This is a genomic window from Chryseobacterium sp. AC417 (assembly GCF_979258215.1).
Genome location: NZ_OZ409845.1, coordinates 2,166,167 through 2,182,094, shown reverse-complemented (window position 1 = coordinate 2,182,094; position 15,928 = coordinate 2,166,167). Strand labels below are relative to the sequence as shown.

Sequence of the window (15,928 nt, the reverse complement as noted above, 5' to 3'; positions counted from 1 at the left end):
TTTGACAAAGTTGTAATAAATATAGACTTTCTTAGCCCCGATCGAAACGGCATCCTTTTTTGTTTTGGGCAAAAGCCCGGAACAAAAAAGATATAGTGGAGAGCGGGAAACAGCTTCTGAAAAAAAGATTTAAAATCTACCCAGTTTTTCGCTTCGCTCAAAATCTATCCCTTCAGAGAAGGTAATTTTTATTTTACAGGTTTGATCGAGATCGCAAAACCACCACTTCTAACCATCTTGAAAGGTATTTTTGACTTGCTTGTAATCTGTTTTTTATAAATATTGTAGCTTTGAGGATTATCAATGTAATCTGCATCTTTTCCGTCCTCATACACTACAGCTTCATACTTTTTACCTTTATCCAAGAAAGAAAAATCTACCGTATACTCGCGTTTGTTTTCATCGGTAATTCCACCTACAAACCAGTTTTGCGTTCCTTTAGCTTTTCTTGCCGTGACCACGTATTCTCCAGGCTCTGCGGACAAAATTTTGGTGTCATCCCAATCTGCAGCTACATCTTTGATAAACTGAAAAGCATCCATGTGCTTTTTATAATTTTCAGGTAAATCTGCAGCCATCTGAAGTGGCATATACATGGTTACATACAAAGCCAATTGTTTTACTAAAGTCGTTTTCACAAAACGTTTGTCACCAGGGAAATAGTAGTCTAATTTTGTCTGAAAAATCCCAGGTGTGTAATCCATAGAGCCTCCCATCCATCTTGTAAAAGGAAGAATAGTCTGATGATCGGGATTGTTTCCTCCAAAAGCATCGTATTCTGTTCCACGAGCAGCCTCTGCAGAAATGTAGTTTGGATAGGTACGGCTTTCTCCTGTAGGGCGAACTGACTCGTGAGAGTTGACCATCACTTTATATTCATTTGCTTTTTCTGCAATTCTGTAGTAGTGGTTGATCATCCATTGAGAATAATGATGTTCCCCTCTCGGAATTATATCTCCTACATACCCTGTTTTTACAGATTTGTAACCGTATTTATTCATCAACTGGAAAGCCTTGTCTGCCCATCTTTCGTAGTTCGTTGCAGAACCTGAGGTTTCGTGGTGCATGATCAGATCAATTCCTTTTGAATGAGCGTAGTCATTCAGCATTTTGATATCAAAATCCGGATATGGCGTGATAAAATCAAAAACATACTCTTTTGAACGACCGAACCAATCTTCCCAGCCAACATTCCAGCCTTCAATTAACAGTCCCTGAAAACCGTTTTCAGATGCAAAGTCGATGTAATCTTTTACTTTGGTATTGTTGGCACCGTGGTTTCCGTTTGGTGTTAATTTTGAAAAATCTGTCTGACCCAACCTTACGTTTGATTCTGGCTGACCATAAGCCCACTGAGATTTTCCGATGATCATTTCCCACCAAACTCCCATGTATTTTGTAGGCTTAATGTATGAAGTATCAGTATATTTTGTAGGTTCGTTTAGGTTAAAAATCATTTTAGAATCCATCACATCTTCTGCTTTCGGAGCAACGATGATGGTTCTCCAGGGCGTTACTATCGGAGTCTGCATATATCCTTTTGCGCCTTGTCTGTCGGCCGTAAGGTGAGTTTTAAATTTAAAATTCTGAGCATCTACTTCAAGATGAGAAGCAGGATAATCTAAAACTGCAGCTTCGGCAACATTGATGTATAAAGGTTCTTTTCCTTCTTTTTTCAGCATTAAAGGAGACTGAACTGCATTTTTAATTAAAGTCTGTGAAGCGTTTGCATCAGCTGCTTTTGCCCATCTTCCCGGAATTTCAGAAATTTTTGTTTCCTGATATTGGTATTCCTGTGAATCGTAATCTGCGACCATCCACCAGGCTTTCATATCTGAAGGAAAGTCGATTTCAGAATCTTCTTCACGAATAACGAAATAGTTTAGATTTTTCTGCTGTGGAAATTCATATCTAAATCCTAATCCATCATTGAACAATCTGAATTTTACAATAATACTTCTGTCAGTAGCTGACTGATTAAGCGTTACCGCCAATTCGTTGTAATGATTAATATAATTTTTCTTTTCACCTAAAACCGGTTGCCAGGTTTCGTTTTTTGAATCTGTTTTCTCATCAATTTTTGTAAAACCGCTATTTAAGTCAAATTTAGCATCTTCTGGTTTTGCAATTTCTGAAGCAAACTTAATAGATGAATCTTTAAAGATTCTCAATCCCAGTTTTGAATCTTCAACAACTGTTTTGCCGTTAAATTTCAGATTGTAATAGGGAACGCCTTGCTTCAACTGGAAATCCATTTCAAATTTTCCATCCGGCGATTTTAAAGACTGTGCATTTGCACCTCCAAACATCATAGAGAGCAAAAATGCTCCGATTGTCATTTTCTTCATATTGAATATTATAAGTTTTAAAAATATAAAAACTGTTACTTTTTAGCAACAGTTTTTATGTAAAACATCTTGAAATAAAATTATAGTTTTACGGCTGTATAAACTAAGTTTACTTCATCAAAAGTAATTTTATAAGTTCCTGCAATACCAATGGCAATATTTGCACCACCAGCATCTAGAGACCCATTATTTCCATCATCTCCAAAGTTGGTTCCCCAATCATTGTTGAGTCTGAATTTGATTTCTCCTACTGTTAAAGCAACAGTAACTTCCCATTTTTCTGTATTACTATTCCAAACTAAATCGGTATCTGGATCACTCCAACCGTTTGGTGTTGCAGAACCAATAACTCCCCAAGAATAAGGTGCTAAAGTAAATTTGTTAGTATTAATATTTACAGTTAACTTTTGACTTCCAGCATTTACTGCTTTCAAGTTATTGCTACCTCCATCATATATGATATCTACGTTATTATTAGTACCATAACTATGATCCCAATTTTTCATTGGTGTAATTTTAAATTCAGAGTTTGCTGTAGTAAAATTAATATAACCTATGTAAATTCCGTTGCTTGTAGCAGATTTTAAAGCTTGAGCTGTCGGTGGATCCCAACCTTGATATGCACCCGGAGCGTACATGTACGAAACCAAAGCATAAGGATTTACAGAAATTTTCTGTACAGCCGAATAGACAGGTACTCCCTTTCCTACAGTAGTTTTTAATCTAACATCAATATCAGAAGCAATCCCGGTTGGTAATCCAAGGCTTAACATTAAGGCATTAAATTCTATTACAGTATAGGATTTAGATAATACGCCATTGCTTAATCCGGCTTCTTTTGGCAAAGCAAAATTAGTTCCTGAAACTGCAAATTGCAAGACATTGGTAATTTCTACTTCGGGTGTGTAATCTGCAGGGGTAATGGTAAAAGTAACTGCGTTGCTGTTAGCATTTGCACTAGATAATGATAAAGTGGTTGCACTTGCTTTAAGTGTTGGCTCGGATTTTAAAGATAAAATCGCCTGATCTTCATCTTTTTCGCAAGACCAAATCATTGTTATAGCAATGGCAGCGAAAATAAATTTTATAATATTTTTCATTATTTTAAGTTTAATAATTAATAACCTGGATTTTGAGTTAAATTAGAATTAATATTTAAATATTTATTCGGAATAGGGAATAAAACTCTTGTAGAAGCTATAGAAGATCCATTTTGGACTCCTCCTTTCCATTGCCAAGTATAGCCAGATACGTAATGATTTAATCTAATCAAATCTTGTCTTCTTGTGCCTTCCCAATACAATTCTTTAGCTCTTTCGTTCAAAATAAACATTTCTTTAGCGTCTGTTGAAGTAAGAGCATTGAGGTCAGACATTGCAATGTTTGTAACACCACCTCTTGTTCTTAAAGTATTGATATACCCTAAAGCAGTAGCTATACTACCTTTTCCATTAACAATTGCTAATTCTGCGTACATTAAATAAGCATCTCCCATTCTGAATAAAGCAAAATCTGCATCCGTAAAAGTACCATCACTTCCACCTGCACCGCTAGCTGTTTTGTTAGAAAACTTAATCAATTTTACACCTTCCTCAAATTTTGCATAATCTGAAATAGATGCAGGATCTGTACTTCCTGCTACTTTCATTACTCTGGCATCTGTTCCTGTAGATTGAATAAATTCCTGGCGAGTTCTAAAACCTGCCCAGCCTGCATCTACTCCCAATAGAGCTCCCACTGCATTGGTACAACTTGCATGAATTAAAAAAGTAGTTCCTCCGTAAGTTTTTGTTTTAATACCATCGAAAGTAATAGGAAAAATAGCTTCGTCTTGGGCACCGTTTAGATTGTTATCTGCCTTAAATAAATTAGCATAAGGTATTGTTGCCACTTTATATGGTGAACCAATTACTTTCGTGATTTCTGTTAAAGCTTCTGTACTTCTGTCAACACCAGTATATACTTTGGAATTTTGGTATAGTTTGGCTTTTAACATCCAAGCAGCAGCTTTATCTGCTCTACCATACTCATTGGTTTTTGCAGCTGCTAAATCTCCATCTATCTCATTCAACTCTTCTAATAAATAGTTGAAAACATATTCTCTCGATTGTACTGATGGTTTTACCCCAGAACCAATAATATCACTTTCTGTTGCAAAAGGAATTCTACCATAAATATCTATTGCATGATAGTAAGATAAAGCTCTTAAAAATCTTGCTTCTGCACGGAAAGTTTTAATTTGGGTTTTTAAATCCGCTGAAACTCCTCTAGTTGATAATTTCTCATCGGTAGTTTCTCTTAAAAACTCATTGACTAAGCCAATCTGGAAAAATATTCTTGCAAAAAAAGCTTCATTGAATTTATTATCTGCGTTCCAAGTATTGAAGTTTAAATCTCTAATTCCTGGATTATCAGATTCTCCCCAAGCAATAATTGCCTCATCAGTTGTTAATTCTTGTAATTGCCAATATCCTCTGATATATTGTGAAAAACCTTCGTTGGGTCCTCCATCTGCTTCTAGTCCTAAATCTGAATTTCCATTAGGAGAAGTCTGTCCTGTAACCGCTAAACCAGCGTAAATTTTTGCTAAAAACTGCTTATAAGATTCTGGATTGGAATAGAATTGTTCTGATGTATATAATTCATCATCATTTACTTTAACATCCAAATCATTGATACAAGAAGTTGCTGATATAAGAAATACACTTGCAATAGCCAGATTTCTTAATTTTATTATATTTAATTTCATTTTTTCTAAAGTTTAAAAGTTTGCGTTAATCCCTAAAGTAAACATTCTTGCTCTTGGATATATAGAACCATCTCTTCCTTCATTAAATACCTCTGGATCTAAGTTTTTATACTTAGTGATAATAAGTACATTATTAACACCTGTATAAAATCTTATGGAGCCATTATTTTTTAATAAATTATCAAAGGTATATCCTAAGGTTACATTGTCTAATTTTACGAAACTTCCGTTTTTTACATAATAATCAGATTCTTTATTGGTAAATCTAAAATTTGTATTGCTAAAATCTACAGGAGCATTATTAATAGTTCCATCTACAGTATTGTAAATATTTCCCAATTGAGCTCTGTCTGCAGAGATTTGATCATATACATAATTTCCTACACTTGCTCTCCAAGCCATAGAGAAGTCAATATGTTTTCCAAAAGTTGCATTGGTCATAAAGCCCATTGTCACATCTGCTTGTGGTTTTTTATAGATGTACTTATCTGCAGAAGTTATTACACCATCATTATTTCTATCGACATAAGCACCTTCAATTGGCTTACCATTGCTGTCATATACCTGTTGGAAAACATTAAATACATAAGGAGAATAGCCCGTTTTAAATGTTTGTATAAAAGCACCTAAGCCAACACCTCCTTTATCAATATTATCTAACTCTAATTCTTTAATATTAATATTATTATAGGTTGCGTTATAATTGAAATTTAGGGTGAAATTTTCTTTTTTCACAGCTTTTATATCCAATCCCAATTCTATCCCTTTTGATTGTAATCTACCAATATTTTTAGGACCAATAATTCTTAAATTTTCTAAAGGACCTTCCGGAACAATAGATAATAAATCTTCTGTATCTGCTAAATAAAAATCTAATGTTCCTGTCACTCTATTCTTAGCAAATCCAAAATCTAACCCTAGGTTATATTTTATACTTTCTTCCCATTTCAAGTTTTCATTATATCCGTTGGCTTTTGCAATCTGATAAAATGTATTTCCAAATTGATAAAATAATGTTGAAGAAACATTATATGTCTTAAAGTAGTCATATCTGAAATCTCCAATATCTTGATTTCCTATTTTACCGATACTCGCTCTTAATTTAAGATCAGATAATGTAGAATTTCCTTTTAAAAAACTTTCTTCTGAAATTCTCCAGGCAGCAGCTACACCTCCAAAATCTCCCCACCTATTTGCTTTGCTAAAACGGGAAGAACCATCTCTTCTATAATTTACAGTAAGTAAATATTTATTTGCGAAACCTAAATTTAATCTACCAAAAAAAGCTTGTAAATTAAGATCTGGTTTAGAATCTGGATTATAAAAATTATTAACAGGATCTAAAGTGTATAAAAATGTATTACCACTTGAAAAACTTGTTTTATGGTAATTCTGATATTCATAACCTCCCATCACATCAAAATTGAATTGACCGAAAGTTTTAGCGTAATTCAATTGAATGTTGGCATTTTTGTTCAATAGACTTTCACCGGAGAAAGATTCTGACCCATAATAAGCAAAAGTATTGGCAACAGAATAATATCCGTTTCTGGAATTCTTATTTGTTGTTACGTGCCCGTCTAATTCTTTACTATCCAAACCTGCATTAGCAATCAATCTTAATTCTGGTAAAAAATGGAATTTATATTCCATGTTTACATTTCCAAAAAATCTTTTGAAATTTTGTATATCACTCTTATTTCTTAATTGTGCTACAGGATTTGAAACTCCATTGGGATTGTAAGTTCCTGTTGTAGGATTGAAATTACCTCCGCTATTTTCATAATAACCATCTCCGTAGATAGAATTGTCATCATAAACAGATTGAGTAGGGTTCATAGAAAGTGCATTACCAATAGCTCCTTCATCGGCATTATTTTTAAAAGTATAAGAATAAGTACCAGTAATATTAAATTTTAGATGATCATCAAAAAAACTAGGGCTGATTGCAATATTTCCTGTCGTTCTTTGGAAACCAGATGTAATTAATAAACCGCTATTTTCTAAATGATCTACAGAGAAACGGGTTGGTATTTTACCAAACAAACTTCCGGAAACCGAGGCATTAATGTCATTCGTTACGGATGTTTTAAAAATCTCGTCTTGCCAATCAGTATTAGCAGTGCCTAACTGAGCTACTTTATCTGGAACATATTGATTAATTAACGCTCTAAACTCATCACCATTATACACTTTAATTTTTTTAGCTAAAGTATTAACGGTTGTAAAAGCATTTAATGAAACTCTTAATCTTTTACCTCCTTTTTTTGTTGTAATTAATATAACTCCATTAGATCCTCTAGATCCATAGATTGCAGTAGAAGCCGCATCTTTTAATATAGAAAAAGATTCTATATCATTTGGGTTAATAGTAGATAAAGATACTCCATCTAAAGGCAAGCCATCTACAACCAACAAAGGTTCGTTACTTGCATTTAAAGAAGAACCACCTCTTACTCTAATAATCGGTTCACTACCAGGTGTTCCAGATTGGGTGATGACCACACCAGCAGCGCGGCCATTAATAAGCCCTTCTGCAGTTGCTACAGCACCCTTATTGAAATCAGCTGTCGAGAGAGAGGTAATAGAACCCGTCAAATCAGTTTTCTTCTGTTTTCCATAACCAATCAAAACCACTTCCTCAATAGTTTTTTCCTTAGTTGCAGAGTCTGCAGTTTGTGCATACATCATTGAACTAGCCAATAAAAATGCCGGTGCAATTTTTAATACTGTTGTAAAATTTTTCACAAATATTGTTTTTATATAGTTTTTTATCCTTATTAAAACTGCAAATGCAGTGTTGCAATATAAATAAAAATTATAATTATATTAATTTTACATTAAATTAAGTTAATTTTTTATAAATTAAAGCGACTATTTTAACTAAAAAATTAATATTCAGTTAATTATATAAAATTATTCATAGCATAGTATTGGTTTTGCATCCATTAATATTTAAACGAACGTTTAACTAATTATCTGTTAAATGTAATTAAAATGTGCTAATCGCAATCAGAATGTTATTATAAAAGACGTATAAACAAAATATCTTTATCTTTGCAGACCTAAAACTATACTATAAATGTCAAACAGAAAGATGATTACGGCAGCTTTGCCATACGCAAACGGACCAGTTCATATTGGGCATTTGGCGGGAGTGTATATTCCTGCAGATGTTTATGCAAGATTTCAAAGAAGATCAGGAAAAGATGTTGCTTTTATCTGCGGATCAGATGAGCACGGAATTCCTATCACTATACGAGCTAAAAAAGAAGGAGTAACCCCACAGGATATTGTCGATAAATACCACGAAATCATTAAAAAATCTTTTTCAGATTTAGGGATTTCATTTGATGAATATTCGAGAACAACTTCAAAAAAACACCACGATACCAGTCAGGATTTCTTCAAAGTGCTTTATGAAAAAGGCAAATTCACGGAAGAGGTCTCTGAACAATATTTTGACGAACAGGCAAACGAATTCCTAGCCGACCGCTACATCGTAGGAACTTGCCCCAATTGTGGAAACGAAAACGCTTACGGAGATCAGTGCGAGAGATGTGGTTCTACCCTTTCGCCGTCTGAACTGATCAATCCAAAATCGATGCTGAGCGGGAATGTTCCTATTTTAAAAGACACCAAAAACTGGTATTTACCTTTAAATGATTACGAAGATTTCTTAAATGAATGGATTATTGAAGGACATAAAGACGACTGGAAACCCAATGTTTACGGTCAGGTAAAATCTTGGTTAACAGACGGTTTAAAACCTCGAGCAATGACCAGAGATCTGAATTGGGGAGTTCCTGTTCCGCTGCCGGATGCTGAAGGTAAAGTGCTTTACGTTTGGTTTGATGCGCCTATCGGATATATTTCTTTCACTCAAGAATGGGCAGAGAAAAACGGAAAAAACTGGAAAGATTACTGGCAAAGCGAAGAAAGTGATCTGGTTCATTTTATCGGAAAAGATAATATTGTATTCCACTGTATTATTTTCCCTGCGATGATGAAGGCTCACGGAGATTACATTATGCCTAAAAATGTTCCTGCTTTTGAATTTTTAAATCTAGAAAACGATAAAATTTCAACTTCAAGAAACTGGGCAGTCTGGGCACACGAATATGTAGAAGAATTTCCGGGTCAGCAGGATGTTTTGCGTTATGCACTTCTTTCTTCCGCTCCTGAAACGAAAGACAACAATTTTACCTGGAAGGATTTCCAGAACCAAAAACAATTCAGAATTGGTTGGAATTTTTGGAAACTTCATCAACAGAGTTGCTGTTTTAATCCATAAATACTATGATGGAGTTGTTCCTCAAGGTGATGTAAATGCTCCGGAATTACAGGAAATCAATAAATCAGCAAAAGAAATTTCAGCTTTCTTAGAAAATTACGAATTCAGAAATTCTTTGACAGCATTGATGAATTTAGCACGTTTCGGAAACCAGTATCTTCAGGCAGAAGAACCTTGGAAAACGATCAAAGACAATCCTGAAAAAGCGGCACAATCGTTATTTGTCGGAGCTCAGATTGCAGTTGGTTTAGCACAGTTGTGTGAGCCTTTTATGCCCTTCAGTTCAGAAAAATTACTGAATATGTTTAATGTTCAAAAAACAAGCTGGAGCGATGTTGAAACTAAAAATGTTCTCATTGAAACAGGACATCAAATAAACGAATCATCTCTTCTGTTCTCAAAAATTGAAGACGATGTGATTGATTTTCAAATCCAGAAATTAGAAAATACAAAGCAAAGCAATAAAAAAACAAATCCTAACGCCAAACCAATGAAAGACGAGATACAATTTGATGATTTTACAAAAATCGATCTGAGAACAGCAACCATTCTTGAAGCTGAAAAAGTAGAAAAAGCTGATAAATTATTAAAACTGACTGTAGATACAGGTGTTGATGTAAGAACCGTAGTTTCTGGAATTGCAGAAAGCTTTACCGCAGAAGAAGTAATCGGAAAGCAGGTGATGATTTTATTAAATCTTGCTCCCAGAAAAATCAGAGGAATAGAATCTCAGGGAATGTTGCTTTTAACAACAAAAGCTGACGGAAAATTATCTTTTGTAACGCCGGATGAAACGGTAGAAAACGGTATTGAAATAGGATAATTTTTATATATTTGCACCATTAAAATAAATTATTAAATGAAAAAATTATTATTAGTTGCAATTGCTGTATTTAGTGCTTATTCTTGTTCAAATGACTCTGATTCTGATTCAAATAACGAAGCCACAATTGTAGGGGTTTGGAAACCAATTAAGATGAGAATTGTATCAGGAAGTAATAATACTGTTCTTTTTAACACTAATGTCGATGACTGTGAAAAAAAATCTATTTACGATTTTAAATCAAATGGAACTGCCTCTGTTACTCTATATGAGCTTAATTCTGGCGCCTGTCTGAATATAGGAACTGAAACTCTTCCTTATTCTTATGATTCAGCTTCAAAAATTTTAACTTATGATGGTGAGTCAATTCCAGTTGTAAATTTAACAAAAGATACATTCGAACTCATAGATATCGATTACAATGACGATTATAATAATGATGGTGTGATGGATAAAGCAATTTATACACTTGTAAAATAGTTGCGCAGACTAAAAACAATGAAATTAAAACCTTAAATTAATTTTAAATTTAGATTCGTTTTAAATCATGTTTTTAAATTATTGACTGTGCTTAATCAAGGTTTAGTTTTCTTAGTCAGTTTTGCCAAAAAAGAATCTTCATACTGTAAGATCAATTCAATACTAAAGCCGTTGTTTTCAGCGGCTTTTTTTAAGGTGTTAAAATCAAGATACAGCCATTTGATCGGATCTTCAGATTCACCTTTGTAGTGAACGATATAATCCAGTTCACCATAATATCCACCTGCCGGAATCAATACTCCGCCATCCTCGTCCTGATCAAACATATACAAAATATCGGTGCTGTCAATCAGGATTTGTCCGTTTTTGTTTAATAACGAATGGAGCTTTTGAAGATAGATATCAATCACATTCAGGCTTTGGAAAATCCCTGTTCCGTTCATCAACAGAAGAATGGTGTCGAAAGTTTCTCCCGAAAATTCAAGCATATTCTGAGCAACCGTTTTCTTAATTCCTCTCAACTGACAAACTTCAATTGATTTTGGAGAAATATCTAAAGCTGTAACATCCAGATTTCTTTCATTCTGAAGATAAAGAGAATGCGAACCAGCTCCGGCTCCGATATCGAGAACTTTTCCCTGAGATAATTTCAAAGCTTTTTGTTCAATATTGTTCATCTCTTCAAAGTCTCTGAAAAGATATTCTACCGGAAGCTCATCGAGTTCGGAAATTGAAGTTTCAGTCTGCAGATCTTCAGGATTTTCATTTTTAAAATAATCCCATATTGCGCGTCCCATTAAGTCTTTCATGCTGAATTTTATAGGACAAAGATAGAATTTCAAAAATAAAAATTAAAAACTAATCATAATAAAAACGTCAATTTTATAATTCTTAGACAATTTAAATGTTGTTATCTTTGCAGTAAAGATGTTATATTGATCACTATAAAAGATACGATAGAAATATTATTCGGTATTAAAATCAGTAATAAAACAAATTGGATAATAAATCTTTCTGTGCTATTTTTTGTAATCCTATGTTTTTTTTTCATTCCTAAATATGTAGAACAAAGAGGAAAAATCATTTCTGAAAAGTGGTACAAAGTAGAATTTTCAGGAATTATTGATAGTCTAAGCATTGACAATTCTAATCGTACTTCGATTTATTTTTCAGATGGTCATAAGACGCATAATTTTAGTAGTAGATATTTTTATATATTTAAGAAAAATGATTCATTGTTTAAAAATAAAAATAATGATATGGTATACTATAAACGTAACAACAAAATTATAAAGCTTGACTGAATCTTAACAAATTTCAATTAACTCCTATCACCATCATCCAAATTTTCTATTTCTAAATATACTCCACTCCTGCAAAATTTCCCTAACTTGTCTATTCAAAAAACGAGATTCATCTCATGACAGATAAACAATTTAATTTTCAACAGGGTTTTACATTCAGCAAACATATTCCGGAAGAAATTTCCCATTTTGACCGGGTTTTTGATGTGTTCAAAGATTTGCTGACCCACACTTCCGGCGATATTGAGGAAGCTTTTGAGTGGCTCGATATGCTTGATAAAGAATACGATATTTTCACCGACGAATATTCACTTGAAGATTTTGAAGAAGACCTCCGAAAACGAGGCTACATCAAAAAAGAAGACGATTCTGAAGATGGAAATACCGGAACAGGAAAAGGTAAAAACATTCTGACTGCTAAACTGGAAGCTGCTTTACGCGAATTTGCATTAGACCAAATTTTCGGAAAGCTGAAAAAAAGCGGCATTGGAAATCACAGAACCAACAAAACCGGAGTTGGTGATGAACGTGATGGCGAAAATCGAAACTTTCAATATGGTGACGATCTTTCGACCGTAAATATGACTGAAAGCCTGAAAAACGCACAAATAAACAACGGAATTGCAGACCTCCGAATGACGGAAGACGACCTCATCGTAGAAGAAACCAAGCACAAAGCACAAATGAGCACGGTTCTGATGATCGACATCAGTCACTCGATGATTTTGTATGGTGAAGACAGAATCACACCTGCCAAAAAAGTTGCTATGGCTTTGGTGGAACTCATCAAGCGAAAATACCCCAAAGATTCCATTGACATTATTGTTTTCGGGAACGAAGCCTGGCCGATTAAAATTAAAGACCTTCCCTATTTACAGGTCGGTCCGTATCACACCAATACGGTTGCAGGACTGGAATTGGCGATGGATATTCTCCGCAGAAAAAGAAATACCAATAAGCAGATTTTTATGATTACCGACGGAAAACCGAGTTGTATTCAGTTACCCAATGGAGAATTTTATATGAACAGCAATGGTCTGGATGAAATGATTGTTGGACAGTGTCTCAACAGAGCCGCTCAGGCAAGAAAGCTGAAAATCCCGATCACCACTTTTATGATTGCGCAGGATCCTTATCTCCGACAATTTGTAAATGCTTTTACTGCTCAAAATAAAGGAAAAGCTTTTCTTACAGGACTTTCAGGTTTAGGACAAATGATTTTTGAGGATTACGAAAAAAATAGAATTAAGAGAATTTAAAAGATTAAAATGAAAAACGATACTACATTTAAAGAATTAAAACAATCAGGATATACCGATAAAACAATCAGTCAGGAAATTCAGGCAAATTTGATTGCAAAGATTAAAGCCAAAGAGCCTGTATTTGAAGGACTTTGGGGTTATGAAGATTCTGTGGTTCCACAATTGAAAAAAGCGATTTTGGCAGGTCATCACATCAATTTATTGGGTTTACGCGGACAGGCAAAAACAAGAATTGCAAGAAGCATGGTGAATCTTTTGGATGAATATATGCCGATTGTAAAAGGTTCTGAAATTAATGACAGTCCGTTTCAGCCGATTTCAAAATTTGCAAGAGATTTAATTGCAGAACTGGGCGACGAAACTCCTATTTCCTGGGTTCACCGTTCCAACCGTTTTTTTGAAAAACTGGCGACTCCAGATGTGAATGTTGCGGATTTAATTGGTGACATTGACCCGATTAAAGCTGCCACTTTAAAACTTCCCTACTCTGACGAAAGAGTTTTACATTACGGCATGATTCCGAGAGCCAACCGTTCGATATTTGTACTGAATGAACTTCCCGATTTGCAGGCGAGAATTCAGGTTTCTTTATTTAATATTTTGCAGGAAGGCGATATTCAAATCCGTGGATTTCAATTGAGAATGCCTTTGGATATTCAGTTTGTGTTTACAGCAAATCCGGAAGATTACACCAATCGTGGAAGCATCGTAACACCATTGAAAGACAGAATCGGGTCGCAGATTTTCACACATTATCCGAAAACTATTGCGCTTGCAAGACAAATTACAGAGCAGGAAGCGGCAATTTCAAATGAAGATCAATCTCAAATTCAGATTCCGAATTTAGCAAAAGACCTTTTGGAAGAAGTGGCTTTTGCAGCTCGAGAAAGTGAATATGTAGATGCGAAAAGTGGCGTAAGTGCAAGATTGACAATCAGTGCGATGGAGAATTTAGTCGCAGCAGCAAAATTGCGTTTAATAGAATCTGATACCTCTAAAACAACCGTTCGTTTGCTTGATTTTATGTCGATCATTCCATCAATTACAGGAAAAATCGAGTTAGTGTATGAAGGTGAACAGGAAGGTGCAGATTATGTTGCCAGAATATTAATTGACAAAGCGGTGATGGTGCAGTTTGAAAGTATATTTCCAAGAATTTCAAAATTAGAAAAAGAAGGTATTAAAACACCTTATACTGATCTGATTAAGTGGTTTAATAAAAATCATCTTGAGCTTAATTACACAGATTCTGATGAAGAATTTTACAGCAAACTCAACAGCATTACCCCTTTGGTAGATCTTGTGGAAGAAAACGCTTCAGAATTAAGTATGGAAGACCAAAACTTCTGCAAAGAATTGGTTCTTTGGGCATTAACGATTAGCAAAAAATTAGATAAATCTGAAAATTCTAATGCGTATACTTTCGATTCTGCGGGAATCGGACAGTTTTTGAAAAATTAGAATTTGATTACATATGATATAGCCTAACAGTTTTAAATCTGTTAGGCTTTTTTAAGCTATTCTTCTAATGCATACACGGCAAAACTTGCCAGCCAATGATCTCCACCATAATTCCCTTGAAACAACAACGGCAAACCATTCAATAAAAATTTATCTGCAGTCTTTTGAAATGATTTTTTTAAAGGATGATTCTCAGGTAATGATTTTGCAATTCCTTTCATACACCAGGCTTTTGAAAAAGATAAACCTACTAAATGAACGGTTTGGTAATCGCTTAAATCACTCACCACCGGGATTTTTTCGATATTTTCTAAGCTTCGTTTTTCGTAGAAATTGTCCAACCATTTTACAAATTCTTTCTGAGGGAGCACTCTTCGCATTAAATCTGCAATTTCAAGACTTGGAGAGAAGAAATCTGAACCGTCCGGCTCAAGATAGGCAGGTGTTTTCGTATTGTTTAAATAAAAATATTTTGACTTTTCAATAAGTTGTTTTTCAAAATCCTGATCACCTTTCGCCCTTGCCCAATCCAACGCAAAAACCATGGCAAATGCTGTATTTGGATGTACACCGGTTCGGTTCGGATAGGTTTGTTTAGGCAAATAGGTTTTCCATGAAGCAAGAATTTTGTCGGTCAAAGGTTTTAAATTCTGATGCCATAGTTTTGCTTTAGGATGATTCCAGGTCATCAGTTCTTCATCTAATTTCAGTAACCAGGCCCAACCGTAAGTTCGCTCAAAAGTGGTTGTTAATTGATATTTCGTAAAGTAATCTGCCTCCACTTCAAGATTTTCTTTTTTGAATGAATTGTCTAAAATATTTTCGATGTCTTTTGCAACCGACAAATCGGGTTTTGTTTTTAGCAGACGAACCAACATCCAATGTCCATGTACTGAGCTATGCCAATCAAAACAACCGTAAAAGCTGGGATGCAGATCTTTCGGGCTTAATGTAACTTCATTCGCAGTATTAATAATATGTGCAGTTTTATTAGGATATTCCTGATTAATGCAATGCAATGGTTTTTCTGATAGTTTGATCGCCATCTCATCCGTCAGTTTCGGAGTTTCCTGGGCGAAAATTAAAGATGTAGAAAAGATAAATACCAATAGACTTGTTTTCATTGTATAAAAATATCAATTATTAGGGTAATGGCAATACTCATCTTACAAAGAAAGCTCAGAAACCTGGAAACTTTCAACATTTT

Annotated in this window: 9 protein-coding genes and 1 pseudogene; 4 read left to right on the top strand and 6 right to left on the bottom strand. The window is 34.4% G+C overall.

The genetic code is table 11. The annotated features are described in order from the left end of the window. Window positions 1-188 precede the first annotated feature (188 nt). From ACZZ9T_RS10445 to ACZZ9T_RS10430, 4 genes are all read right to left on the bottom strand, one after another. Window positions 189-2,348 carry a glycoside hydrolase family 97 protein gene (locus tag ACZZ9T_RS10445; protein ID WP_463442035.1) on the bottom strand — a complete coding sequence of 720 codons (2,160 nt, stop codon included), beginning with the start codon at window positions 2,346-2,348 and terminating at the stop codon, window positions 189-191. Between the two features lie 80 nt (window positions 2,349-2,428). After that, window positions 2,429-3,448 carry a SusE domain-containing protein gene (locus ACZZ9T_RS10440; protein ID WP_463442034.1) on the bottom strand — a complete coding sequence of 340 codons (1,020 nt, stop codon included), beginning with the start codon at window positions 3,446-3,448 and terminating at the stop codon, window positions 2,429-2,431. A gap of 17 nt (window positions 3,449-3,465) precedes the next feature. Then, complete coding sequence (locus ACZZ9T_RS10435; protein ID WP_463442033.1) at window positions 3,466-5,097, bottom strand: RagB/SusD family nutrient uptake outer membrane protein; 1,632 nt, start codon at window positions 5,095-5,097, stop codon at window positions 3,466-3,468. A gap of 12 nt (window positions 5,098-5,109) precedes the next feature. Then, on the bottom strand, window positions 5,110-7,845 hold the full coding sequence (locus ACZZ9T_RS10430; protein WP_463442032.1) for a SusC/RagA family TonB-linked outer membrane protein: 2,736 nt from the start codon (window positions 7,843-7,845) through the stop codon (window positions 5,110-5,112). Window positions 7,846-8,179: 334 nt separating this feature from the next. Here ACZZ9T_RS10430 and metG point away from each other — a divergent pair. Together metG and ACZZ9T_RS10420 are read left to right on the top strand one after the other, a co-directional pair. Then, a pseudogene (metG, locus tag ACZZ9T_RS10425) lies at window positions 8,180-10,214 on the top strand (methionine--tRNA ligase). A gap of 36 nt (window positions 10,215-10,250) precedes the next feature. Then, a complete protein-coding gene (locus tag ACZZ9T_RS10420; protein WP_463442031.1) occupies window positions 10,251-10,694 on the top strand; it encodes a lipocalin-like domain-containing protein in 444 nt (147 codons plus the stop codon). A gap of 95 nt (window positions 10,695-10,789) precedes the next feature. Here ACZZ9T_RS10420 and ACZZ9T_RS10415 read toward each other — a convergent pair whose 3' ends face one another. Next, window positions 10,790-11,503 (bottom strand): class I SAM-dependent methyltransferase, encoded by a 714-nt coding sequence (locus ACZZ9T_RS10415; RefSeq protein ID WP_463442030.1) that lies wholly within the window; start codon window positions 11,501-11,503, stop codon window positions 10,790-10,792. 611 nt (window positions 11,504-12,114) lie between these two features. Here ACZZ9T_RS10415 and ACZZ9T_RS10410 point away from each other — a divergent pair. Both ACZZ9T_RS10410 and ACZZ9T_RS10405 read left to right on the top strand, forming a co-directional pair. After that, complete coding sequence (locus tag ACZZ9T_RS10410) at window positions 12,115-13,257, top strand: vWA domain-containing protein (protein WP_463442029.1); 1,143 nt, start codon at window positions 12,115-12,117, stop codon at window positions 13,255-13,257. Window positions 13,258-13,266: 9 nt separating this feature from the next. Further along, window positions 13,267-14,721, top strand: a complete 1,455-nt coding sequence (locus ACZZ9T_RS10405; protein ID WP_463442028.1) for a sigma 54-interacting transcriptional regulator — start codon at window positions 13,267-13,269, stop codon at window positions 14,719-14,721. A gap of 56 nt (window positions 14,722-14,777) precedes the next feature. Here the strand turns inward: ACZZ9T_RS10405 and ACZZ9T_RS10400 are convergent, their stop codons facing one another. Continuing rightward, a complete protein-coding gene (locus ACZZ9T_RS10400) occupies window positions 14,778-15,845 on the bottom strand; it encodes a DUF2891 domain-containing protein (protein ID WP_463442027.1) in 1,068 nt (355 codons plus the stop codon). Window positions 15,846-15,928: the final 83 nt, after the last annotated feature.

Coding starts and splice junctions, on each gene's coding strand:
- ACZZ9T_RS10445 (WP_463442035.1), bottom strand. CDS start 2,348: ATGAAGAAAATGACAATCGGAGCATTTTTGCTCTCTATGATGTTTGGA.
- ACZZ9T_RS10440 (WP_463442034.1), bottom strand. CDS start 3,448: ATGAAAAATATTATAAAATTTATTTTCGCTGCCATTGCTATAACAATG.
- ACZZ9T_RS10435 (WP_463442033.1), bottom strand. CDS start 5,097: ATGAAATTAAATATAATAAAATTAAGAAATCTGGCTATTGCAAGTGTA.
- ACZZ9T_RS10420 (WP_463442031.1), top strand. CDS start 10,251: ATGAAAAAATTATTATTAGTTGCAATTGCTGTATTTAGTGCTTATTCT.
- ACZZ9T_RS10415 (WP_463442030.1), bottom strand. CDS start 11,503: ATGAAAGACTTAATGGGACGCGCAATATGGGATTATTTTAAAAATGAA.
- ACZZ9T_RS10410 (WP_463442029.1), top strand. CDS start 12,115: ATGACAGATAAACAATTTAATTTTCAACAGGGTTTTACATTCAGCAAA.
- ACZZ9T_RS10405 (WP_463442028.1), top strand. CDS start 13,267: ATGAAAAACGATACTACATTTAAAGAATTAAAACAATCAGGATATACC.
- ACZZ9T_RS10400 (WP_463442027.1), bottom strand. CDS start 15,845: ATGAAAACAAGTCTATTGGTATTTATCTTTTCTACATCTTTAATTTTC.